Below are 24,194 nucleotides of genomic sequence, written 5' to 3' on the forward strand. Positions count from 1 at the left end.
TTTGACCGAATCCCCCCTCAATACCCGATGACACCCGAATTATCATTGGCGCATGCCTTTATCGTGGTTCTTACAGGGGATCTGATTCGCTCCGAGCGCATGCTGTCGCGGATTGAAGAAGCGTGCGCTGCACTCGCGCCTTCGGATCGACGAGAGAAGCTCCAGAGCAGCATATTGTTCGTGCGCTCCAATCTCGTGTTTTTGAACGGGGATTTCGCCAAATGGCTCGCCTTCAGCGAAGGCTTCCTCAATAACCTGATGCCCGACAATCCCATATACTATCAGTTCGATTACAATCGGCGGGAGCCATACGTAAGACGAACTCCGCTAGGCATGAAGGGTGCACTATCGGCCGATACGGAGAAAATTGCCCATCTGTTTACCGGCGTGCTCGAATCCCATGGCTGGGATCATTCGCTTATGAATTTATACGTGAAGCAATCTTTGTGCGAGGGGTATTATGAATGGAATCGCCTTACCGAATGCCGTGAGCTGCTGGTTCACATTCGAAACGCCCCGCCAGCCGAAGACACAATGGGTTTGCTTGTGCCGCTGCATACTACCGAAGCCAAGCTGTACGCAGCGGAGGACAAATTCCATCTTGCCCATTATGCGCTCGATGAAGCGCAGGCCGCTGTCCTCTCCGGAAGATCAAACCTATGGCTCCCTCCGTTAAAGGCCGTACGGGGCTTGCTTTATCTCCGGGAAGGGCGGATATCCGAAGCCCGGAAGGAAATTTCCGCCCTTCACGTTTCGGTCAAGGACAGGCCTGCCTATAGCCGGGAAACCGAATACCTGGCTTTCATCCGCCTGTTAGGCAGACAGGGCAGGGAAGCCGAAGCGCTTCATCTGCTGGACCTGTTAAAGCCCCAGGCGGAGCGCGAGCAGCAGCGGTCCAGCATCATCGAGATCACGAGCCTTCAAGCGCTGCTGGAGCATCAGCGTGGTCAGCGACGGAAGTCGCTTCAGCTTCTTGGGCATGCTTTGCATGTGGGAGCGCAAAACGGTTATGTCCGTACCTTCCTGGACGAAGGTGCTGATATGTACCGGCTTCTGAAGCTGTATTCCAACCAGGCTGGGCAGGAAGATAGCTTGAACTCGGAAGCCCTGCAGAACCTTGACTATGCGCGCACGCTGATGGAGCATTTTTCCTTAACGGATCCTTCTACCGCCAAGCCGGCCATGCCGGTTCTTCCGGAAGGGCTGAATCGGAACGAAATGAATCTGCTGCGCTTGATCCGGCAGGGTGCCGCCAATAAACAAATGGCCGCTGCCCTGGGCCTGTCCGAAGGAACGATCCGGGTGTATTTATCCAGGCTGTACGGCAAGCTCGGGGTGACCACCCGAACGCAGGCTTTAGTTAAAGCCCAGTCGTTAAATCTGCTGGAAGAGTGAATGTAACATATATAAAAAAAGGAACCTTTCGCGGTCTGTGGACCCGAGGTTCCTTTTACTTTTCGATTTCCTTTAGGCATCCTTCTATCGCTCATGAGCTGAAGGATCGTATCCATTTAAACCGGTTGACCTTCACGATCGCCACAAAACACTTCAAAATCTGATCCGATTTCAAGCAAATGAATACAATCAGCGGCGACAGGCCGAACGCGAAAGCGCAGAGCGCCGAGGACGGCAGCACGATGAGCCACATAAAGATGAAGTCGTTGTACAGCACGAAGCGCGTGTCTCCGCCGCTGCGGACGATCCCTGTCAGGGCCGGCATCTGATAGGCGGTGCCGACGACCGTAATCGATAGCACCGTCATGAAGTGTCCGGCAAGCGTCTTCGCTTCTTCGGAGATGGAGTAGAAGCCGAGGACGGGGCCTTTCAGCAGGAACAGGACCGCGCCTGTCGCGAGGCCAAGGAATACATACAAAATCTGCAGCGTTTTGGCGTAAGCTATAATTTTATCCATCATGCCTTCGCCGATCGTCTTCCCAATGAGCACCGCGGTCGCGCTGGCTGATGCGTAGATGATGACCGTAACCATCTGGAAGATCGTGTTCGCAATGGAGTTGGCCGCGATGGCGGATTCCCCCATATGCCCCAGAATAGCGGTTTGTACGGCCATGGCCAGCCCCCAGATCGCATTGGACATCAGAATCGGGGAGCCAACCCGGATATACTGCTTGAACAGCTCCCGGTCGATATGCAGGAAATCCCGAAGCGCGAGCCCGATCTTCCGGTCGAATCGTTTGATATAGAAGCAGACGATGATGCATTCCAGAATGCGCGCCGTTAGCGTGGCGATCGCCGACCCTTGAACGCCCAATTCGGGAAAGCCCAGGTGACCGTAAATCAAAATATAATTCAGCACAATATTAATCACCAGCGTGGATAACGACACGATAAATCCGATTTTCACCGTCTCCACGCTCCGCAGCGTGGCAAGCAGCGAGCTGGTCACGGCAAAGAAGATGTAGGAGAAGCACATGATCCTCAAATACTCGACACCGGCGGCAATCACGTTCGCGTCCTTCGTGAACAGGGACAGCACCTCTTGCGGGAAGAAGAAAACCACCAGCCACATCATGACGCCGAGCGCTATCGACATCCGCATGCCGATGCTTGCTGCTTGTTTTATTGAATCGATCCGCTTTGCCCCCCAGAACCTGGAGGACATGATGACTAGCCCCTCGCAGGCTCCCATCACGAGCATATGCAGCAGGAATTGAATCTGGTTCGCAAGCGCGACGCCGGACAAAGCCGTCTCGCTGTAACCGCCAAGCATCATATTATCGGATAAATTCACTCCAACCGATATCAGGTTCTGCATCCCGATCACAAGCGTCAGCCAGAAAAATCGCCGGTAAAACCCGCTCTCGCGCACAAATAAACTCATGTCGTCTACCCTTCTTCGTCTATAGGATGTCTATTTATTTTATTTAAATATATATGAATTGCAGAAAATGAAAAGAACAATCGGAATCGAAACACACTCATGACGCAAACGATGGCGATAGATTCATAGATTTGGAGCGGACATAATAACATTATAATGTTTTTAGGGTAAAAAACTAGTCGCGAAGTCGTAGGGGACTGCGAATGGCAGCTGTCCGTCTTCGACGGCATTCCTCCCGATTCCGCAGCATGTTCCCTGCCACACGTCATAGCAATCGCTATGGATATGAATCTACCTATTGATGAGGCGGCATTCCGGCTGACTTTCGTAGTCGCATCAGACTATGTACAAACCAACATACCGTAGATATGATGGCAATGGATTCCCAATCCAAATTATGGAATGAAGGAGAATGTGTATGACCGTGTGGAAATATCCGTTATCCACCAAGATGATTCAACGCAGTATGATTGCCGTGCTGGGAACGGCGCTTCTCATCTCTCCGCTTGAAGCTTTTGCTGCCAATTCCGCGCATAGTCCCGAAGCTTCCCCGTCCAGCCAATCCGCGAAAGCCGAGCCGGTTGCTCCTTCCGGACACGAACCGGTGATTGAGGGCAGCCTGCTGGATGTTGGCGAACACCGTTTTCTAAACCGTAAGGAGCTGATGCAGGAATGGGATGATCTGGATCCGGATTATGCACCGGAGAAGGCCATCGATGCTGTTCAATCATTGCTCTCGGAGGAAGACTTTGAGCAGCTGTTCCCTTATCGGCTCGGCTCGGAAGCGTGGTTCCAGGTCGCCAAGGGGAAGGAATATTATAAGGCCGACCAGACGGATTATTTCTCATATGGCAATCTTATTTCCGCGGTCGCGGACGTATCGAATCTGAAGATCAAAATCAGCACGAGACAAGGAGCCCCTTCAGCTCAAGAGATCCAACGGCTGGACAAGGAGGCCCGGATCGAGACGCTTGTGCTGCGGTCGGCAGACTTTAACGCTCCGGAGAATCGCAGCAAGCCGATTGAAACCGTTGTCATTGATGGCGGTACGTTTCTGAAAGAAGGCTTCAAGAAGGACCGCAAACGCGAGCTGGCCGCCTTCCTCGCCAACCTGTCGCACGAGACGGGCGGCGGATGGGCGACGGCGCCTGGAGGCCCGCTGCGCTGGGGACTGTTCTGGAATGAGAACATCGCGGGCCGGACGGGAGCCAATCCGGACGCCTTCGTCGATCCTGCGTCAGCCGAGCTGTACCCGGGAACGCCCGGCAAGCGTTATTACGGCCGCGGACCGATCATGCTCAGCTGGAATTTCAACTACGGTCTGTTCAGCTCCATCATTTACGGGGACAAAAGCGTGCTCCTTAACCAGCCGGAGATTGTCGCAGCCGACGGCAAGATCGGTTATATGACCGCGATTCTATTCTGGATGACGCCGCAGAATCCGAAGCCTTCGGCCCATGACGTCATGGTCGGCAAATGGAAGCCTTCCGCACTCGATAAATTTAGAGGCCTCGGCGACCCGGGCTTCGGCACAACGATTATCGTCTTGAACGGTCTGGAAGCAAACTTAGGTGAAACCGAAGGAAGTCCGGTCCAGCGGCGGGCAGGGCACTACCGCGATATTACCGCCCGGATGGGCGTCGATATTACGGGCGAAAAGGTGGATACGCTCGGCATGAGACCTTTCTAACCGTCGCCTCCATTGCCGGGATAACCCGACACAAGCACCGCCGGTCGGAAGATTGGTGGTGCTCCTTGCAGCTTACCATCGTGCGCAGGCTTGAATCCCATAATGCCAACCCTTGCGATCGACGGGCAGGGCTCCTGATGCAGCCTACCGTCGTAAACTGCCTTGCTGTCCGATAATCCAATCGCTGCGCGATCGACAGGCGCGACGCCTATGCAGATTACCGCTTACGTAGCCTCTCCATCCAATGACACCAGTCGCTGCGTAATCGCCAGACGCTTTGCCTTCGGCAGCGTATTCAGCACCAGGTCGTAAGAATGATCAATCATGTCTTGCAGATCGGCTTCGCTCAAGGAACCGTCGATCGTGACCGTATTCCAATGCTTCTTGTTCAGATGGTATCCAGGCTGGACGGCTTCATGCTGTTCCCGTAAGTTCGCTGCAATCACCGGATCGCATTTCAAGGAAATATGACTGACCTTCTGGTCCGCTATCGTTAACAGAGCGAACATTTTGCCGCCGACCTTCATGACGACCGGGAGCGGACCGAACGGATAATCCTCCAGGGCTCCCTTTTTTGAAAGGCAGTACGCCATAATCGGGTCTCGCAAGCGACCACTCTCCTCTTCTAAAAATAGACTCATCATAGAATCATTCGAACCGATAGATTCGGGACTACCTTACATCATAATTTTCCTTACCATCCTTGTCCATGATTTGTTCCTGCTTTCGTGTTCGATCATGTTCGGTCACTCCCGCACGGTTAGTTCATCATTTCCGCAGGATTCCTGCTCATTGCCATGACATTAGTTATCACCTTGCGCTTATCCGATAAAAAATTATTTTCAATCTCACAGCTTGGCTCAAGGCCAACGTGGAGGCTTGCTCATCTTTCCCGGCATATGCTGAACAAAAAAGAGAGGTGAGCCTCTAAGAATATGCCCTATAAAAGCAGCACCATCAAAAGCAAATGGAAGAAAACGAAGTGGCTGTTAGAGGACGCCTATTTTCGGCGTTATGTCCCGCAAACCCTGCTCTTTAGCAAAAAAAACCTGACCTCCATGCTGAACGACTATAATACCGTCTTCTTTAAGCCGACCGACGGGTCCGGCGGCAAGAACATTATTCGGATCCGCAAAACCGATGGGGGCTATCAAAAGCAGCTCAAAACGAAAAAAACGTATTATTCCGGCATCGATCAGCTGTATCAGGAGCTGAAGCGTTTTGCCGGCAACCGTTCCTACTTGCTTCAGAAAGGCATCCGACTCGCGAAGAGCAACGGCAAGCCGTTCGATATCCGGGTGATGGTCCAGAAGACCAAGAAGGGAAGCTGGGTCGGCACTGCCTTGTTTACAAAGGTCGGCAGTCCCGGCAAAGTCGCCACCAACTACAATCAGGGAGGCAAAATCGGCACGTTCCGGCATACGATGGAGGGCGCCGGCTTCAACCCCGCCTTCATCTCCCAGATGGAGACCGAGCTGAAACGGGTCGGCGTAGCGACTGGCCATAATTTTGACCGTCACTACAAAGGCTTTAAGGAGCTTGGACTCGACGTTGCGCTGGATTTCAACGGGCGTCCATGGATTCTCGAGGTGAACACGAGACCGCAGGTCTACCCGCTCCTGACGCTGAAGGACAAGAGTCTGTATAACCGCGTCATTTCTTATGGCAAGCAGTACGGCAGATATAAATAGCCGGGTCCCCTTATCATGGTGGATCATACGAACAAGGGCCGGGCATTATGCCCGGCCCTTGTTCGCTTATATAGAGGTCAATATAAAGAGAAATCCGATTATGACTTGATCGCCACCACTTCAATCTCGACCAATCCATCCTTAGGTAAACGCGCTACCTGCACAGCGCTGCGTGCCGGATAAGGCTCCGTGAAGAACGAAGCATAGACTTCATTGACTGCTTGGAAATCGTTCATATCCTTTAAAAATACGGTGGTCTTGACGATATGCTCCATCCCGAAGCCGGCAGCTTCCAGAATCGCCTTGACGTTCAGCAAAGAACGTTCCGCTTGTTCTGAGGCCGTCTGCGCAAATTGTCCGTCTGCATCCATTCCCAGCTGACCGGAGGTAAACAGCATATTTCCGTATTGGACTGCTTGCGAATAAGGGCCGATGGCACCTGGAGCTTGGTTTGTGGAAATGGTTGTTCTCTGTTGTTCTGTCATGTTGTCTCTCTCCTCATTAGCGTGTCTAAGCACGCATTTATATTTTTTGATGGTACTTGGTGCATTTCCTTCAGGGTAATTCTTAATTGGCAGATGCTGTGGTTGCGTTAGGCTTGCTGAGGCTTCGCTCTTGATCGCCCCCATACTCCTTTAGCATTTCCTCCTGCTGCTCAGGCGTCAGCTTCGCGATCCCGAACCCGGTAAAGCCCCAAATCGTTGCAAAAATGATGCCGGTCCAGCACAGCACGGCCCAAGGCAGATAGGACAGCGTCGCCACGCCCAGCGTTCCTGCCATATAGGCACCGGCCGCCGTCCATGGCAGGATCGGCTCGGTAATGGCGGCAGAATCCTCAACCGTCCGCCCCAGATTTTTCGGATGCAGCCCCCGCCGGATATACGCCTCACGCAGCATCTCGCCCGGCATTAAGATGGATACCTGGCCGTTGCTGGTTACCCCGATCATCGTCAGACCCGTTGCAATGGTAGCCAGAATCAGCGATCCGGTGGAATGGACGAGTTTCAGAAGCTTATCGACAATCAGCTCCAGCGACTTGGTTAGCGAGATCGTGCCGGCAAATGTAATGGCGCTGAAACAGATAAGCAGCGTTCCCATCATGGAACTCATGCCTCCCCGGTTAATGAGCCGTGGAATGTCCGCAATGACCGCCTGAGGATCAAAGCCGCTCACGTGTACCATTGCGATATCAAATCCGCTTACCACAGAGGTTACTACATCATGCAGTGTGAATCCGTGGAAGATCATACCGTTCGCCATCGCGACAAAAGAGGATATCAGCATAACCGGAATCGTCGGTTTTTTGGTAATGGAGCCGTATAGTACGATCAGAACAGGCAGAATCAGCAGCAAATTCCAGTCGTAGATCGTGGTGAGCGTATTCATGATCTCGGTGACCTTCTCCGGAACTCCGCTGCTCGATGTATGCGTGTTCAATCCTGTCACTACATATACAATCCCTGCCACGAAAAAGGACGGCAGCGTCGTGTACAGCAAGTGGCCGATGTGCTCATACAGGTTAACGCCGGTGGACAGTGCCGCGATATTGGTCGTATCCGAGAGCGGGGACAGCTTGTCCCCGAAATAAGCGCCTGCCACTACCGCACCTGCCACGGCAGCAAGATTGGCGTCCATACCGGCGCCAACGCCCATGAAGGCAACTCCGATCGTACCGGCCGATCCCCAGGATGTACCGGTACACACCGATACGACGGATGTGACCAGAAAGGCGGTAATTAACAAGAACTGCGGATCAATGATTTTGAGCCCGTAGAATATCATCATCGGAATGGTACCGCCGACCATCCATGCGCCGATCATGAATCCAACGACGATCAGAATAAGAATGGCCGGCATCGTCTTCGCTATTTTTTGCGAGATGGACTCCAATATGTCGTTATAGCTGTAACCCAGCCTGATCGCGATGATGCCTGCGACAATGGCCGATGTGATAATCAACGGCTCCGGAGGCAGCTCAAATAAAACGTAACCAAGACACAGCAGAATCACCATCGTAAATATCGGAAGCAGCGCAAGAAACATGGTAGGCTGCTTAATTACTCGTTCCTTTTTCGGCTTAGCCATATCAATTCCCCCTGGATGTAAATAAACGTTTGTTTTTTAACGGTTTAACGGATATGCCGAAGCCATCCGCGCTAAGCCTTCTTGAATAATCCCTCGCGGAGCGGCGATATTGACCCTGATGAAGCCTTCACCGCCTGAGCCGAAGGATGTGCCATAACTGACGCTTACTCGGGCCTTCTCCTGGATCCAATCCACCAGATCGCTCTCCCGTCGGCTGACGGCCCAACAGTCGATCCACAGCAAATAAGTTCCTTCCGGCTCAATAATCTTTAGTTCGGGCATATGCTCGGCGATATATTGTTTCGTAAAAGCAATATTGTCCTTAATGTATCCTTGAAGTGCCGTTAACCACTCCTCACACGAGGTATAGGCTGCTTCGAGCGCAGGTACGGAAAAAAAGGTCGGATTGTGGATGCCCGCCTGCAGCAATCCCTGCTTAAACCGCTCCCTCAGATCGCGATTCGGAATTATAATGTTAGCGATTTCGAGACTGGCCAAATTAAAGGTTTTGCCGGGCGACGTACAGATGACGGACCGCTCCGCGATCTCTTCCGACAGCTTGGCGATGACCGTGTGCTCATGTCCCTGATGAATGAAATCCGCATGGATATCATCGGAGACTATCAATGCATCATACTCGATACAGAGCCTGCCGATGCGCTCCAGCTCCTCCCTTGTCCATACCCGTCCTACCGGATTATGCGGGGAAATGAGCAGAACCATTTTGACACCTTCCCGCATGCGCTGCTCCATGTCCGCAAAATCGATCTCATACCGGCCGTTCACCAGATGCAGCGGACTCTCGGTCAGGACACGGTCATTAAGCGTAACCGCTTTCGCAACAGGCTGATAAACCGGCGAGTGGATCAGCACCCTGTCACCGACTTCCGTACATTTCTGGATCAATACCGAAACAGCTTGAATAATTCTCGGGCAATAGACGATCCAATCCCTCTCTACTTTCCATTGATAAGCTTGATCCATCCATTGACGGACAGCCTCATAATAAGTCGGGAACGGATCTGTGTATCCGTAAATACCGTGGCGGGCCATTTCGCATACCTTGTCCACAACGGCTGGCGGCGCCGGCACATCCATGTCGGCTACGGAGAGGGCGATCATGTCGCTGCCCAAGCTTTGCGCCATTCCGTCCCACTTCGCACTGTTCGTACCAAACCTGCTGACAATATGGTCGAAGTTGAATGTCATGATGTCACCTTCCTTGGTTGTTATACTTTCGTTCATGATGATTGATGGACTAAAGCAGGTTATTTCAGCTTTTGCAGATATCGGTACACGGTAGGCTCGGATATGGATAAGGCTGCGGCGACTTTGGAAACTCCGCCTTTTAGCAAAAATACGCCCTGTTCATTCAATTCTTTCACGATATCGATCTTCTCTTGGGATGATAGCCGATCAGCCGGCATGCTGATTTTGCTAAGAACAGACTGGATGATGTGCTGAAGCAAATCGTCGACGTTTCCTTGCAGGTATTCCGTTGACGGCTTCTCTTCTTTCGGAGCATCGATCGATGTCGGCGGCGTCAGTGAAGCGCCTTGCAGTATACTGTTGATCCATTCGGCCGCAACATCCATATGCGTAACATCAATATTCAGACACATGAGGCCCACCAGCCCGCCGTTTCGGTCTTTAATAAAATACGTTGCCGACCTGAAAGTCTGCCCTCTCGGACCGGAGGCTTTATAGTTTGCAATGAATTGCTCTTCGCGGTATGCCTCCGCCTTCAGAATCTTCAATACGAGGTCGGTTGAAGCATCACCGACCTTGCGTCCGCTAATATGCCCGTTCTCGATAAAAATGATGGAGCGTTCCGGATCACTGATGTCGTGCACGACCACCTCGCATTTCGGCCCGATAATTGCCGCGATGAACGAAGCAATCGGAAAATAGCTTTCGAGCAGCTGCCGGGTCTCATTCATGGAACGTTCTCCTTTCTGTTGAGTGTAATTGTATAATGTCATAACTGCATAAATAATAATTATTTATCATGATAATATTATATTATACAAATGAAACGTTTACAACTTTTATTTTAAAATCAATTCTCGCTCTGGACATTAACGTTACGTCATCGTTTATCCTATTCATACATATTCATGAAAACAGTTATGGGAGGGGAACGTCATGGTTGACCATTCAACCATCATGATGAACGGACGGTGTATGGAATGCGGGGCAATGGAGCTTGATCAGTACTCTTGTTATGAACAATTCGGCTTTCCTCTCGCTTGGGAGCATCAGGATCCGGAATTATACGCCCTTCATTTCTGGCTTGTCTCCTGTTATATGATCCAGCACCCTTCCAATTATACCGATGCAGGGTACGACCAGTTAGTCGACTTATTTCGAGATGCTTATGACAACAATTGGGATGCGGCAACGATATTACGGGAAAACCGCGAACGGATTCAAACCGTAGGCAAAATAGCGAATCCCCTCTCAAGTAAGGAGAGATCCCGCAGCCAGAGAAGCTGGACGCGCACGATCAATGATGTTTACATCGGCGGGGAAGCGATGGCGATCGACAACATCAAGAAGTGGCGTGACGCCATACGAAGTGAACTCTAATCGATTGCACGAATTCCCCCTGAACGAAACGACACTCCTTTGCATCAGCCAAACGCAAAAAAAGGCCCTTTCACACCGGTCATAGCTGACCTGTTGAAAGAGCCTCGTCGGGCGCCGACTGAAAAATGCCAAGCGAGAAGCGCAGCGGTCCTCCGCTTCAACGGCCCGCATCGACTGTGCCGGTATCAAGCTTCAGAGCGTGCCTGCAGATCCCGCCACACCTTTTTATTGCTATACTGCTTCTCCATGCTGATATCCCTGCCAAACCATGCCGGCGGCACGAACGCTTCAGCGTCTTCGAGCGAAGGAAACTCCACTTCCAGCACCAGCAGCTCGATTTGGCTGTAGTCATCGATTTCAACGATGCGCTCTCCCCAGCGGGCAGTGACTCTCCTCTTGGTAAGCGGGATCGCCCCGTGCGCCGTCACCACCTGTTCATACAGCCCTTCCGAAATGGAATACTCAACCTCTTCCCTGGCCAGCCCCCAACCCTTCTTAAAGGTATGGGTGAACTCCACCGCCCCGGTCCTCATGTCGATGATTTTGCGCACGCGCAGCTCTTGATCGCCGTCCAACGCCAAATACGTCTGCTCGATTTGCTGCTCCTTCTCGACGATAAGCGCCCCATTCTCGATAAGAGCTGCAGGGTATTCGCCCAGCAGGTATTTCCGTTCGATTTCAACCGCCATAACTCCTATTCGCCTCCACTCGTTAAACCCTTGCTATCGTTTCTCAATTATAAAGACGAAAGGGGCAAGCTACAAATAAAAAAACGATAGTTGGCAACTGCGGTCAGGCAGCCCTACTATCGCTCTCGGTATAACTTATTTTCGAATCAGCTTCTTATAGGCTTTAATGGTCTGGGTGTGCATCCCTTCATGAAACAAGCTGAACGAAAGAAACTCGCCAACCGTTTGAAGCGTGAGCGGTCCAATGGTGACCGGATGCGCCGAGGATTGGTCCATGCGGCCTTGGAAGGTATCCCGAATCCGCTTGATTTGGCCTTCCAGAAGCTCAATCAGTTCAGAGAGTGCAGGGGCCTTGGAGGTCCAATCGGCCGGTTTGGTCCCCGTTGCAAACCAAGCCTCGAATCCCTCCGGCAAATGCGGCTTCTCGCCTGCCGTCGCAAAGGCAAACTGTTCATGAACGGTGTAGATATGCCCCAGATTCCAGCGAATGCTGTTCGCGAATCCTTCCGGCACGATGTCGGCCTCCTGCTCCGTTACATCCTTCGCCGCTGCAAGGGTCGATGCTCTGGCAAAATCCAGTTGATTCAGCAATGCTTCATTCATCATCTGATATCTCCTTTCTAATCGTATGTAACTATCCTATCGAAATTCCATAGAGTTCGCAAGAATAGGCGTGTTCCCGTGAGGGGAGATACATTTCAGTCGGTCGATATCGAAAATAAAAAGCTTGTATCCCTTCTTTCTTGAGGGGAAATACAAGCTTTATTGCTCTACTGTAACTACGCCGCCGTTCTTGCGATGATTTGGCTGCGTTCCAAAGCGGTACGGGCTGAATCATCAGCAGGGCGGTAACCTTTTTCCAACAGCTCCTTGATATAAATCTTGTTGTAGACGAAGGAAAATACGATTCCGCTAATCCATGCCCCGAGCCCGAGCGTAAATGAACCAAAAACTGCAGAAATAATAAACATAATAACTGCCCATTTCAAATCCCCGCGGAATAAAGCCGGAAGAAACGCGAAGAAAAGGGTAGTCCAGCTAAACCCCAGCTTCACTCGTTTGGTGACCCCCGCATCATTCTTTAAATAAATCTTCACCATTTCACATCCCATGATTCATAGTGAAAAAAGCAGCAGTCTCTCATATTCTCGTGCAGTTCTTAGGTAGGAATCCGATAGACAAAACCACTTCTTTTATCCTATGACTATATTACCATTTCATGACATGGAAGTTAATCTATATTTTTTCCTATGCCGCTAAAAAAGAATGTTTTTTGGGTAACCCCTCAGTCCCATGGCCCTCCCGATGATTTGAACCCGTTCGGCCAAACTGTTTATACTAAAGAAAAACTATACAATTTACGTACATAAAAGGAGTCGATCATGATGAACTACCGTCGTCTTGGCAGCAGCGGGCTTAAGGTGTCGGAGCTTGGCCTCGGCACGAATGCGTTCGGCAAACGAGCCGATGAGAAGACCTCGATCCGCATTATCGAACATGCTCTCGATCACGGCATTAACTTTATCGATACGGCCAACATCTACGCGGGCACCGAATCGGAGCGAATTATCGGACAAGCGCTAGCCGGGAAGCGGCAACATGTCGTGCTGGCCACCAAAGCGGGGTTGATAAAGGGGACGGGCCCGAACGAACGCGGCTCCTCCCGCTATCATCTCCAGCAGGAGCTTGACAACAGCTTAAAGCGGCTCCAGACCGATTATGTCGATCTTTATCAGATCCACACCTTCGATCCGCACACGCCGCTGGACGAAACGCTGCGCGCCTTGGACGACATGGTCTCTGCGGGCAAGGTCCGCTACATCGGCGCCTCCAATTACGCGGCATGGGAGATCATGAAGGCCCTCGGCATCAGCGAGCTCAAGGGGTATGCCCGGTATGTATCCACACAAGTAAGCTATTCGCTGGCCGACCGCACGCCTGAACGGGAGCTTGTGCCGCTGTGCTTGGATCAAGGCGTCGGCATTATCCCGTATTTTCCGCTGGCAGGGGGGATTCTTACGGGGAAATATAATCAGGACAACCGGGTGCCGTCCGGTTCCCGGGCGGATACGGACCCGAACTTCCAGCGTTTCCTTGAGGATCACAATCTCAAGCTCGGCACTCAGGTCTCCCAGCTGGCTGCCGAGCATGGGCACTCCCCAAGCGCTTTGTCCCTGGCATGGCTGATCCATCGTCCTGCGGTTTCCACCGTCATTGTCGGCGCAACGAAGACCGAGCAGCTTGATGACAATTTGAAGAGCCTGGACATTAAGATGGACGATTCGCTTGCGAGCAGCCTGGATGAAATCAGCGAACCGTTTGTTCATGGCAAGCCGTTTGCGACATATCGCCTCGATTGAGCAAAGGCTCTTAGAAGCCATGAATTCATCCTGGCTCGCTTGCGGCCAAAAGCACACCCGGTGCAAAATATGCAAGAAACATAGAACAGCGACCGTCCCCGTATCGGGAACGGCCGCTGTTTATTTATGCTGTATTGGTTTCATCTGCTGCTTGTGGCTTCAACATTTCCTGATTCCACGCTTCTTTAGCGCAGCAGGAAATCCTCAGTCGTTATTATTGCCGCGGGACTCTCCGCCCTTACGGCCGATTTCCTCATAGAATTCCTTATCATGCGATTTAGACGTGGCCTCGCCGCCCTTGCGGCCGATCTCCTGATAAAACTCCTTGTCGTGATTTCTGGCCGTTGCTTCTCCGCCTTTGCGTCCTGCTTCTTCTCTGCTCATTTTGTTATCGTTGTTAGCCATGTTTCATCACTCCTAGTCGTTTTATTGATTACTGCTATGTCTCATATTTAACCATTCCCACTGGGGTGAAACATTCGATATCCTTCGTACGATTATTTAATTCTTCACGGTTTCGTTCACGACGTATGGCCCGGTTCCGGGCGTCGAATGCTGGTGCTTGGCAGCCGGCTTCAGAACGGGCGCTTCCCCGTAAGCCGTAGGGTTGGCCACATACTCGAAGTTGCCCGTACCGTCCGGCATCGGCCCGTTCGCCCAGCGTCCCATGCTGCTCTCCTCGCCTACGGAGAAGTTCATGAATTGCCGGGTTGCCTCCGTAACCGCACGCTCCCGAGGGAACGACGCCGGTGCGATCGGACCGTCAATCGCTTCGATCTCCTCGATGGCTGCCAGCCATTGATTCTGGTGCATAATATCACGCGCAATCATGAACGACAGCATATCCCGGACGCCAGGATCCGTCGTCTGTTCGTACAGTCGCACGACCTGAAGCAGCCCTTGGGATTCCGCATTCAGGTTCGCCCGGAAATCGGCCAGCAGATTGCCGCTCGCGATAATATACTTGCTGTTCCACGGATAGCCGTTGCTGTCCGTCGGCATTGCGCCAAGCCCTGACACGATCGCATGCTGCGGATTCATACCGCCGAGCGCGGCGGCAATAGCCGGATCCTTGGCAGCTTCGTCGACTTGATCCGCCGGTGCACCGTCCAGCAGCTGAGCGATCATCGTGCTCAGCATTTCGACATGCGCGATCTCCTCTGTCCCGATATCAAGCAGCATGTCCCGATATTTTTGCTCCGCACGACAGTTGAAGCCTTGGAACAGATACTGCATCATGACGGACATCTCGCCATACTGTCCACCCAGCACTTCCTGAAGCTTCCGGGCAAATACCGGATCCGGTCTTTCCGGTTTTGCGCGGTATTGAAGTTCTTTCATGTGAATAAACATCAAGTCGTCCTCCTTCAGGGTTGGATTGATATGGATCGAACGATTATTTCTTACCCGGACCCATCGATATTAAACAGTTGTGCATCATGAAGTCCGCGTAAGCTTCTATGTTCCGTTCATAATAATTAAAGCCGCGACCCGCGCGGCTAAAAGCGTAAACCAATATTTTCGTCAATTTATACGGTCCCCCTCCAACCGGACTGCTAATCCGCCAAGCATCGTCCTTCCCCAAGAATGCCTATATCGTCCGTGGACGCTCATGCAATAAATCCGACGGAGCGGTGCCCATGACACGCTTATAGGTTCGATAGAAATAGGAGAGGTCCTGATATCCTAAAAATACGGCAATCTCCTGTACCGTCAGCTGCGATTCGGTTAACAAAAAGGCTGCCCGTTTCATCCGCTGAGCGTGCACGTACTGGCTTATCGTCTGCCCCGTTACGCTCTTAAAGAGCGCCGCCGCGTAATTGGGGGTTTTGCCAATGGCATCACCCAGCTCCTCTTTCGTTATTTTCTCACGGTAATGCCGCTCGATATATGACTTCATCCGTTCCGCATGCAAGTGCTTTTCGGGCGGAATGGCCCCCCTGTCCAGCTCGCGGCTGATATAAATCAATACTTCTGTCAATAATGCTTCTATCATCATGGCATAATACGATGGGCGCTCCTGCCACTGCTGATGGATCCCTTTCATACGTTCCAGGAGCAATTCATAACAGCCCGGTTTATGCTTCAAAACGTCTTCCCGTACGAGCACGGGTAAAGCCCGGGAGACGTCTTCCGTCCATTCAACGACGATTTGCGTATGCGTTACGGTCGGGATGCTTTTGGCATAAAACGGAACGCCCGCCGGAATAACCAGAAGCTCGCCCTTCTTCATGATCTGCTTATCCCCATTCAGCCAATACACGCATGTTCCATATGTCACAAGGCTTAACCGCCATGCTCTCTTCGCCGGGTCTGCTTCTTCATACCAATCGACGCCGTTAATTTGCCTTACATCTATCGGAGTGACCATAACCCACCTCTTATACGATACTATAGTCTAATCATTGTATTATAGTTCCTATCATGATTCGACAAGACAGGCTACAATGTCATCATTAGGAAAGTTTGAATTGAACTTGTATAACGGAAACAGACTGAAGGGTACAAAATAGTACGAATACAAAGGAGGATCCAATAATCATGCTCAAAACAAAAATCATTTGTACGATGGGACCTGCGTGCGATTCCATTGAGGTGTTGAAGAATATGATTCAAGAGGGAATGACCGTTGCCCGTTTGAATATGGCCCACGGGGAGCCGGAAGATCACGTGACCCGGATCCGGAATGTTCGTCAGGCCGCGTCCGAGTTAAACAAGTATGTGCCTATCATGATGGACATTAAAGGACCGGAAGTGCGGATCGGCAAGCTGAAAGAGCCTTCCTGCCTGCTGGAGCCGGGTCAGGAGCTCATCCTGACGACGGAGGAAATTCTAGGTGACGCCCGCCGCATCTCGGTCAACTATCCAGAGCTTCATCAAGTGGTCAAGCCGGGAGACCGCATACTCATCGATGATGGCCTCGTGGACCTGAACGTTCTGCATATCGACGGGCACGACATCCATTGCAAAATCATTAGCGGCGGCGTGCTCAAACCGCGTAAAGGCGTCAATCTGCCGGGAATAAAAACGACGCTTCCCGGGGTCACCGAGCGGGACGTGAAGCATATCGGCTTCGGACTGGAGAACGGGATTGAGATCATTGCCGCCTCTTTCGTGCGCCAGGGCGATAACATTCGCGAGATTCGCCGCATCCTCAAAGAACGCGGCGCGGACCATGTGCAGATCATCGCCAAGATCGAGAACGAAGAGGGCATGCAGAACCTGGATGACATCATTGAAGCATCGGACGGCATCATGGTTGCCCGGGGAGATCTTGGCGTCGAAGTGCCAGTCGAAGAAGTGCCTATGATGCAAAAAGAAATGATCGATAAATGCAACCTCGCCGGCAAACCGGTTATCGTGGCCACGCACATGCTCGAATCCATGCAGGTCAATCCCCGCCCAACCCGCTCCGAGGTAAGTGACGTGGCTAACGCGGTCATTCAAGGCGCGGACGTTGTCATGCTGTCCGGGGAATCCGCCGCGGGCAAATACCCGGTGGAATCCGTGCGCACCATGGCGGCCGTCGCCCGCCGCGCCGAGACGATGATCGATTACAAAGATCAATTCGCCTTCAAATCCAGACAACAAGTGGCTAACATTACGGAAGTCATCAGCCAGGGAGCGGTCAGCTCTTCCCTTGTCTTGAATGCGAAAGCCATTATTACGGCGACGGAGAGCGGATTTACCGCGCGGATGATTTCGAAGTACCGGCCGAAGGCGCCGATTATCGCCGTCACGCAGCACGAGGAAGTGCTGGCGAAAATCTGCCTGCTCTCCGGCGTCATTCCGGTAAAAGGCGACAAGGTTACGACAACGGACGAAATGTTTGAATCCGCAACCCGGAATGCCATTAAGACAGGCTACATTGAAAAAGGCGATATTATTGTATTATCCGCCGGCGTGCCGATCGGCCAATCCGGCAACACGAATCTGATTAAGGTACTGCAAGTTTAATATTTTTTAAGACCTCCCCATGTTTCAACCGTGCCAATTGCTACTCAGAGCAATAACGACCTAGAGCAATAAAGCGCAAATGATATAACGCTCTATATGGGGGCAGGATAAACGTCGGATTAGGACCGATTACGATAAAAAAGGGTTAGGCAGATCGGGCTTCGAGCCCTCTGCCTAACCCTTTCATATTAAAGATGCACCGATTGTCCTAGCAGCCGCCCCCGAACAAAATGAAATCGAACCGCTGGCTGTCCGCAGACAGCTCGGGAACGAGCAGCGTTATCGTTATATAACCGCCCCGGGATCTTCTCTGCTAAACAACTACGGCCGTTCCGCTGACGGCGACCATCAGCATGCCTTCGCGAATGACCTCATAATCAATGTCGACGGCTAAAATCGCATTGGCTCCCATATGATCGGCTTGCTGTTTCATTTCGGCGATGGCTGCGTCCCTTGCTTCCTGCAGCTTGTTCTCATATGCGCCCGAACGCCCTCCGACAATGTCGGTGATCGAGGCCAGAAAATCCCTCACCACATTAGCGCCCATAATCACTTCGCCTGTCACGACGCCGATATAACGTTGAACCGGATAACCTTCAAGGGTGGATGTTGTTGAAATTAACATGGAATATTCCTTCTTTCGTATTGGTTTCCTCTTATTACGCTGGAAAAAGGAATCGGTTGCGGTGATCCCCTCTTCCGCGTCTACCTAACATCCTGGAATAAACAAACAAACGGCATTCCTGCCGCTTGTTTGTTTCGCTTTTTCGTCTATTCTGCTATCTCTGCCGCTTCGATTAGGCAAGGGCTGCGTATTGCTCCCCGGCTGCATGAAGATAATACGCAAGACCGGTCTGCTGCTCCTCCAGCATCCGGAGATGGAAGTCATCCTGCAGGAAAAACTTCGTCTGCGCCGCAAAATCCGCCGGCGTTATCGAATGGCCATGGGCGTTCAAGAATGCCAAATGCTTGCCGATCAGGCGCTGTACGCGTTCATCGTTATGCTTGACCCCGGACGTTAACGACTCGGCCATCGCCGCCATGAATGCGGAGGCCTCAGCCGCTTGCTCGTTCAGATCCGCTGCATGGATCTGCTCATCCTGAAGCAAATCAACGTCATAGGCGTCCTTCAAGTAATCATTCTGTTCCTTTAACGCTTCCTTCCAGGCTTCATCGCTATCAAAGCCTTTAAACATTTCCTCTGGTTTCATCGGTTGTCCTCCCTCCAGTTCTTTCATTGATTTTCTGAGCGTGTCCAGTATCGTGTCCAGGCGGTCCAGGCGAGCTGCAAGCAGCTCTTCCTGCTCCGACAGGATGGTCCGACGGTTCTGCGAGCCGTCCAGCAGCTCTTTGATTTTATCCAGCGGAATGTCGAGCTCCCGGTAGAATAAAATTTCCTGCAGTCGTTCCAGCTCGCGCTTCCCGTACAATCGGTAGCCAGCGTCGCTGATTTCGGCGGGCATAAGAAGGCCTATCTTATGGTAATGATGCAGTGCCTTGACGGTCACGCCCGACAATGTCGACACTTCCTTTACCGTGTACAGCATGCGGTTAACCTCCTTTCAGCTATCAGTCTAAAGCCTCCTCCAAGAGGAGAGTCAAACGTTATTTGGATTCCAGCAATATGAAACGAGACGGTTAATATGTATGATTCCTTATTAACGAACAAAGCCAAGACCTGTCTGTAACAAGTCTCGGCTATCCTCTTGCTAATAATCGCTGCGTTGCGCCCTTCACTTCCCCATGATTGTAATCCGAAGTTGACGCTGATCATCGTGCTACAGTCAGCATTACACCGCACTCCGGGAGAAGCACAGCGAAACAGAGCTGCAATTTACCATGGTTCACTGAAGCTTCCGCGATCGTCGTCGCAATAGGCAATCAGTTTATCCCGAAGCCCCTTATACCAAGGGGGCGCGTCGTCAAGAACGAGATCGCTATGCTCCAAGGCGCGGAGGATTCTGGCGAAGCTATACAGGCGTCCGAACCGCCGAAACCTCGGAAGCTCCTCTTCGGTTTCCGGCTCCAAGCTCCGGATGGAGCGATAGCCTTCAAGAAATGCCTCCCGCTGGATCCGGCACTCCGTATCCGCCAGCGTTGATGCGATATCCATCGCAAACCAATGATACATCGAGTCGTCAAAATCGATAACTTGAAACGAGCGCTGATCCGCTTGATAGAATACGTTATCCAGTTGGAAATCATAGTGGATCAAACCGAAGCTCTGTCTGGACGCAGGCATGAACTGCAGCCATAGACAGATGCGGTACAGCTCTTCCCTCGCCTCCCGTTCTTCGGGATGCCGCTTCAGCACCCCGTCGATCCACTGCAGGATCTGCTCCGGACCTCTCCGCCGGTATAGCCCCGGCTCGTATTCACAAGATAACCTGTGAAGCCGTGCAAGCGCCCTCCCCCAATCCCGGCACTGCCGCTTCGACACAGTCTCGTTGTTCAGCACGGCACCGATGGCCGCGCTAAATACGACACCGTAGTATGTGCCTTCCGAGGTCCGTACCGTTTCGACGATATTTCCGCCGGATGATGGCACAGGAAGTACGCACGGGTACCCCCGCTCGGCCAAAAACCGCATATAATCCAGCTCGGCGGTCAGCTGTTCCATGCTACGATCCTCATCCGAACTAAAACGCAGAAAATACCGGACGCCCTGACGGTCAAGCACATACACGAAATTGGTGCTTGCTCTCCAGAGCTTCATCGTCCCTTCGTCATGCTCCCATCGCTTCGCCATTTCGCGGGCCACCGTATCGCCGGCCAGACCTCGAACCATTGTCGTTAACCTCATCATCTTCTCAAGCGTTCCTCCCATGACAGCGCGAGAGGACCGAGCGTATATCCCTAAATCCCGAGCCCTCTCTCCTGTATCCGATTGTGAATGAAATGCGTATTCAACAACGTCACCCCTTTCCATGGCTCCTTCAAGGCCCGGACGTTCATACGTCCCTTCCTTGATGTCATTGTACAGGAGCGGCAGCCGCCGCGGATGGGGGAGAATGGGTATAGGCGATTTTTACTCGAAGCTTGTATCCAGACATGCAATAACCCCGCGACATCGCGGGGCTCCGTGCATGCTTATTGTTCCTTCCTCATTTTTTTTCCACTTGCAGTATCGTAATGCGCTTTGCCGCATAGGTATCCTTGATGGCGTCTTCGGAAATCACGTTCAATTTGATAAGCCCGGCAATCTTGGACGCATCCGGCTTGGAGAGCAGCCGCCATACATCCGGATCCGGCAGCGCTTCGTACAGCTTCTGCTCATCGAACTCCTTCCGGTCTTGAAGGACCAGCTTAGCCCGATACGTCCCCGCCTCCAGCTCCTGGACCCCCTGCTGCTGGCAATGCTCAATGATTTGCCCGCGCAGCTCCGATAATTCCTGCTCCAGCTCTTTTTGCTTTTGCTTGAGTTGATAGTATCTTCGCAACTTCACATCCATCGCATCTCACGCTCCTCTACACAACATATGTATGCAGATGGGCGGCACAATTAGGATAAAATCAAGCAAAAACGCGTAAATCCCACCGCTTGGCGAGACTTGTCCTGTGAGTTTTTAAATAGGCCGTTTCTAATAGAGAAGACGCCGAGCAGTAGACAAGCAGAGAAGCTTGGCCCCTCTGCCCTGCCTGGATTCATAGTTACTGGTTGCTGCTTGCGCTGGCGCCATCCTTTCATATCGGGACGGTTTGCATGGATGGATCACCGCCGGGCTTTCCGAAGTCCCTCCTCAGAATATACGACTCCCCTTCCTTCATAAGAAACGACAGACGATGGCCGCCAGAAGAGTTATCGTGGCGATCCTCCTCGTTCGTGCTCGACGCTTCCACGGGAACGGGAACAAGGGGCGTGGAGGACCACACCGTGCACCGGCCTGCTCTCGATGCACACACCTTCGCTTCGGATAACTCCCCATCCTCCCATCGTATATCCACGACCCAGCCTCCCCGGGCGCGCAGCCCTTTCACATCGCCGCTGCTCCATCCAGACGGGAGCGCCGGCAGCAGCCTCAGCTCGCCTGCATGCGACTGCAGCAGCATCTCGCCAACGCCTGCAATTCCCCCAAAATTTCCGTCGATTTGAAAAGGCGGATGGCAATCGAGCATATTCGGGAATGTCGAAGAGGCAAGCAATTGAAGCAAATGCCCGTACGCTTCCGTTCCGTTCAATAGCCGCGCATAATAATTAATGATCCAAGCCCGGCTCCAGCCGGTATGTCCTCCTCCATGCGCAAGCCGCCGCTCAAGCGTCCTCTTGGCGGCTTCGGCCAGCTCCGGCGTATGAAACGGGTCGATCTGCTCCCCCGGATATAAGGCGAACAATTGAGAGATATGGCGATGGCCCGGGTCCGCCTCTTCATAATCCTCGAGCCACTCCATGATGCCTCCGTGCCTTCCGATTTGCGGAGCCGGGATGTTACGGATCGCTGCTTCAAGCTCGTCAAGAAAGCGGGTGTCCTCCCCAAGCAGCCGCCCGGCCTCCAGACAGGCTTGCAATAAAGCATGGGCAATCTGCGAGTCCATGGATGGGCCCATGCAGAGACTGCCCACGGCACCATCCGGAAGCACGAAGCGGTTCTCCGGAGATACGGAGGGCCCGGTAATCCGCCTGCCCTCCCCGTCTATCGTCATATAGTCCAGCAGAAAGATGGCCGCTTCCTTCATGACGGGGTATGCCCGGTCGCGGAGAAAATCGGCATCTCCTCCGAAGCGGACATGCTCCCACAGGTGCAAGCACAGCCATGCGGCTCCCATCGGCCACACGGTGCAGGTCATCAAGATCCCCTCGGGTCTGGTCTCCCCCCATACATTCGTATTATGATGGGCCGCAAAGCCGCGGCAGCCGTACATCTCCCCGGCCGTCTTCCGGCCGTTCGGCAGCATTCGGTGAATCAGATCGAACAGCGGCTCATGGCACTCCGGCAATCCAAGAAGCTCCGCGGGCCAGTAGTTCATCTGGATGTTCGCGTTAATCGTGTACTTGGACTCCCACGGCGGCGTAAAGCTGTCGTTCCATATCCCTTGGAGATTGGCTGCCAGGGACCCCGGCCGGGAACTGGACAGCAGTAAATACCGGCCGTACTGCACATATAATTCAATTAGTCCAGGGTCATCATCCGGATACGCCCCAGAGTTACCCTCCGGATCTGCGCCTGAGTTTCCTTCCGGATTCGCCCCCGAGTTACTGACCCTGACCCGCTCCTTCAAAAGGTTCAGCCGCTGATCGGTAGGGAGGGAAGCATAATCCCGCGCGCCGGCGTCCACCTCCAGCTTCAGCGAAAACCTGCCGAACTTCTCCCTGTATTCCTCCACGTGGCGGCTGAACAACCGCTCATAGGGGATCGAAGACGCATGGTCCAGCTGCTGCAGGCACATCTCTTCCGGTTTCCGGCACCGGAACGTCGTCTGAGCGGATAACAGCAGCGTTACGGCATCCGCACCTTCAACGGACATGAAATCGCCGATGATGCGGATATTCCCCCCTTCAGCGGCTCCGCGCAAAGAAGCGCAGAAGGAGACGCCGTCCGCCCCGGCCTCCCCTTTCATAGTCAGGGTGTCATTCCCGATCGATCGGGTGCCGCAGTCGAAAGGACGGCGCATCAGGTTTGCGGCAAAGGTCAAACTGCCGGGGCGGTCTGCCGTCAGACGGATGACCAGCACACCGTCCGGCGCGCTTGCAAAGTACTGCCTGCGGTAAGTGATTCCCCCCGATGTGTAGGTCACGGCCGCCATGGAACGCTGCAAGTCCAATTCCCGCTCATAGTGCGTCGCCGGTGCTTCGGCGTTCAGGAATTTCAGCAGCAGATCGCCCAGCGGCTGATAGGGCTGCTCATATTTCGGCGAAGAGGTCATTGCCATCCGGGCCAGATGCTCGGCCTCCGCTTGACGGCCATCCTGAAGCAATTGCCGGATGTCGCCCAAATACGGGATAGCATTCGGGTTGCCCCCCCTTCCCGGTCCGCCGTACCATAGCGAATCCTCGTTCAATTGCACCCGCTCAAGGCCGGTTCTGCCAAACACCATCCCTCCGAGCCGTCCATTGCCGATCGGCAGCGCCTCATTCCATTCCGCCGCAGGCGAGGTATACCATAACCGCAGAGGCCGCTCAACGGCTCCTGATAATGACGCCTCGTCAGTCCCCATGATCCTTGCTTTAACCTCTGCATCGAATCGCTGCCTCCCGTCCATGTTCGAGCCCTGGTTGCCCATACGTATTCATGCCTCCCATTCCTATGGAAAAGGGGACTCCAGACATCGCTGAACATCCCCTCTTCCCCTATATCA

At 52.8% G+C, this 24,194-nt stretch carries 22 protein-coding genes and 1 pseudogene; 6 read left to right on the forward strand and 17 right to left on the reverse strand.

Annotated features, from left to right (window positions below):
- Window positions 1-1,395 (forward strand): LuxR C-terminal-related transcriptional regulator (locus tag NST44_RS30270; protein ID WP_340901468.1); only part of this gene is annotated, 1,395 nt, incomplete at its 5' end.
- Window positions 1,396-1,486: 91 nt separating this feature from the next.
- Here NST44_RS30270 and NST44_RS30275 read toward each other — a convergent pair.
- On the reverse strand, window positions 1,487-2,839 hold the full coding sequence (locus tag NST44_RS30275; protein ID WP_210095396.1) for an MATE family efflux transporter: 1,353 nt from the start codon (window positions 2,837-2,839) through the stop codon (window positions 1,487-1,489).
- Window positions 2,840-3,257: 418 nt separating this feature from the next.
- Here NST44_RS30275 and NST44_RS30280 point away from each other — a divergent pair, with 418 nt between their 5' ends.
- Window positions 3,258-4,529 carry a chitinase gene (locus NST44_RS30280; protein WP_213614759.1) on the forward strand — a complete coding sequence of 424 codons (1,272 nt, stop codon included), beginning with the start codon at window positions 3,258-3,260 and terminating at the stop codon, window positions 4,527-4,529.
- A gap of 224 nt (window positions 4,530-4,753) precedes the next feature.
- On the opposite strand, the gene NST44_RS30285 is transcribed toward NST44_RS30280, so the two are convergent.
- The gene (locus NST44_RS30285; RefSeq protein WP_007131260.1) at window positions 4,754-5,137 is read right to left on the reverse strand and encodes an MmcQ/YjbR family DNA-binding protein; all 384 of its coding nucleotides are present in this window, start codon (window positions 5,135-5,137) and stop codon (window positions 4,754-4,756) included.
- A 327-nt stretch (window positions 5,138-5,464) separates the two neighbouring features.
- On the opposite strand from NST44_RS30285, the gene NST44_RS30290 reads away from it, so the two are divergent.
- Window positions 5,465-6,220: a YheC/YheD family protein gene (locus NST44_RS30290; protein ID WP_213614761.1), complete on the forward strand. Its 756-nt coding sequence runs from the start codon at window positions 5,465-5,467 to the stop codon at window positions 6,218-6,220.
- Window positions 6,221-6,318: 98 nt separating this feature from the next.
- Here NST44_RS30290 and NST44_RS30295 read toward each other — a convergent pair whose 3' ends face one another.
- The 4 genes from NST44_RS30295 to NST44_RS30310 all read right to left on the reverse strand — a co-directional run bounded on the left by NST44_RS30295 (window position 6,319) and on the right by NST44_RS30310 (window position 10,245).
- Complete coding sequence (locus NST44_RS30295; protein WP_213614763.1) at window positions 6,319-6,705, reverse strand: RidA family protein; 387 nt, start codon at window positions 6,703-6,705, stop codon at window positions 6,319-6,321.
- A gap of 82 nt (window positions 6,706-6,787) precedes the next feature.
- A complete protein-coding gene (gene nhaC, locus NST44_RS30300) occupies window positions 6,788-8,305 on the reverse strand; it encodes a Na+/H+ antiporter NhaC (protein WP_213614765.1) in 1,518 nt (505 codons plus the stop codon).
- Between the two features lie 36 nt (window positions 8,306-8,341).
- Complete coding sequence (locus NST44_RS30305) at window positions 8,342-9,514, reverse strand: MalY/PatB family protein (RefSeq protein ID WP_213615016.1); 1,173 nt, start codon at window positions 9,512-9,514, stop codon at window positions 8,342-8,344.
- Between the two features lie 59 nt (window positions 9,515-9,573).
- Window positions 9,574-10,245 (reverse strand): helix-turn-helix transcriptional regulator, encoded by a 672-nt coding sequence (locus tag NST44_RS30310; RefSeq protein ID WP_144872711.1) that lies wholly within the window; start codon window positions 10,243-10,245, stop codon window positions 9,574-9,576.
- A gap of 205 nt (window positions 10,246-10,450) precedes the next feature.
- Between NST44_RS30310 and NST44_RS30315 the strand changes: the two genes are divergently transcribed.
- Window positions 10,451-10,894 (forward strand): DUF5946 family protein, encoded by a 444-nt coding sequence (locus NST44_RS30315; protein WP_213614767.1) that lies wholly within the window; start codon window positions 10,451-10,453, stop codon window positions 10,892-10,894.
- Between the two features lie 185 nt (window positions 10,895-11,079).
- On the opposite strand, the gene NST44_RS30320 is transcribed toward NST44_RS30315, so the two are convergent.
- The 3 genes from NST44_RS30320 to NST44_RS30330 form a co-directional block, all read right to left on the reverse strand.
- Window positions 11,080-11,583 carry a CYTH domain-containing protein gene (locus tag NST44_RS30320; protein WP_213614769.1) on the reverse strand — a complete coding sequence of 168 codons (504 nt, stop codon included), beginning with the start codon at window positions 11,581-11,583 and terminating at the stop codon, window positions 11,080-11,082.
- Between the two features lie 135 nt (window positions 11,584-11,718).
- Window positions 11,719-12,189, reverse strand: a complete 471-nt coding sequence (locus NST44_RS30325; RefSeq protein ID WP_244152748.1) for a DinB family protein — start codon at window positions 12,187-12,189, stop codon at window positions 11,719-11,721.
- Window positions 12,190-12,362: 173 nt separating this feature from the next.
- Window positions 12,363-12,680 (reverse strand): hypothetical protein, encoded by a 318-nt coding sequence (locus NST44_RS30330; RefSeq protein WP_028405404.1) that lies wholly within the window; start codon window positions 12,678-12,680, stop codon window positions 12,363-12,365.
- A gap of 288 nt (window positions 12,681-12,968) precedes the next feature.
- On the opposite strand from NST44_RS30330, the gene NST44_RS30335 reads away from it, so the two are divergent.
- A complete protein-coding gene (locus NST44_RS30335; RefSeq protein WP_007131250.1) occupies window positions 12,969-13,943 on the forward strand; it encodes an aldo/keto reductase in 975 nt (324 codons plus the stop codon).
- Between the two features lie 207 nt (window positions 13,944-14,150).
- On the opposite strand, the pseudogene NST44_RS30340 reads toward NST44_RS30335, so the two are convergent.
- The 3 genes and pseudogenes from NST44_RS30340 to NST44_RS30350 all read right to left on the reverse strand — a co-directional run.
- A pseudogene (locus tag NST44_RS30340) lies at window positions 14,151-14,348 on the reverse strand (KGG domain-containing protein); the annotation flags it as partial.
- 96 nt (window positions 14,349-14,444) lie between these two features.
- A complete protein-coding gene (locus NST44_RS30345) occupies window positions 14,445-15,296 on the reverse strand; it encodes a manganese catalase family protein (RefSeq protein WP_007131248.1) in 852 nt (283 codons plus the stop codon).
- A gap of 238 nt (window positions 15,297-15,534) precedes the next feature.
- On the reverse strand, window positions 15,535-16,314 hold the full coding sequence (locus NST44_RS30350) for a helix-turn-helix transcriptional regulator (RefSeq protein WP_007131247.1): 780 nt from the start codon (window positions 16,312-16,314) through the stop codon (window positions 15,535-15,537).
- Window positions 16,315-16,484: 170 nt separating this feature from the next.
- Between NST44_RS30350 and pyk the strand changes: the two genes are divergently transcribed.
- Entirely contained in the window at window positions 16,485-17,900 is a 1,416-nt protein-coding gene (pyk, locus tag NST44_RS30355) for a pyruvate kinase (protein WP_007131246.1), read from the forward strand.
- Window positions 17,901-18,213: 313 nt separating this feature from the next.
- Here the strand turns inward: pyk and NST44_RS30360 are convergent, their stop codons facing one another.
- From NST44_RS30360 to NST44_RS30380, 5 genes are all read right to left on the reverse strand, one after another.
- The gene (locus NST44_RS30360; protein WP_007131245.1) at window positions 18,214-18,525 is read right to left on the reverse strand and encodes a YbjQ family protein; all 312 of its coding nucleotides are present in this window, start codon (window positions 18,523-18,525) and stop codon (window positions 18,214-18,216) included.
- A 172-nt stretch (window positions 18,526-18,697) separates the two neighbouring features.
- Window positions 18,698-19,447 (reverse strand): MerR family transcriptional regulator, encoded by a 750-nt coding sequence (locus NST44_RS30365; protein WP_007131244.1) that lies wholly within the window; start codon window positions 19,445-19,447, stop codon window positions 18,698-18,700.
- A gap of 287 nt (window positions 19,448-19,734) precedes the next feature.
- Complete coding sequence (locus NST44_RS30370; RefSeq protein ID WP_040739224.1) at window positions 19,735-20,706, reverse strand: phosphotransferase enzyme family protein; 972 nt, start codon at window positions 20,704-20,706, stop codon at window positions 19,735-19,737.
- A 298-nt stretch (window positions 20,707-21,004) separates the two neighbouring features.
- Window positions 21,005-21,352, reverse strand: coding sequence for a hypothetical protein (locus NST44_RS30375; RefSeq protein ID WP_007131242.1), 348 nt, complete (start codon window positions 21,350-21,352; stop codon window positions 21,005-21,007).
- A 232-nt stretch (window positions 21,353-21,584) separates the two neighbouring features.
- Window positions 21,585-24,119: a glycoside hydrolase family 95 protein gene (locus NST44_RS30380; protein ID WP_340901469.1), complete on the reverse strand. Its 2,535-nt coding sequence runs from the start codon at window positions 24,117-24,119 to the stop codon at window positions 21,585-21,587.
- Window positions 24,120-24,194 lie beyond the last annotated feature (75 nt).

Source organism: Paenibacillus sp. FSL W8-0919 (genome assembly GCF_038003785.1).
In the GTDB taxonomy this organism is placed as follows: Bacteria; Bacillota; Bacilli; order Paenibacillales; family Paenibacillaceae; genus Paenibacillus_AQ; species Paenibacillus_AQ lactis.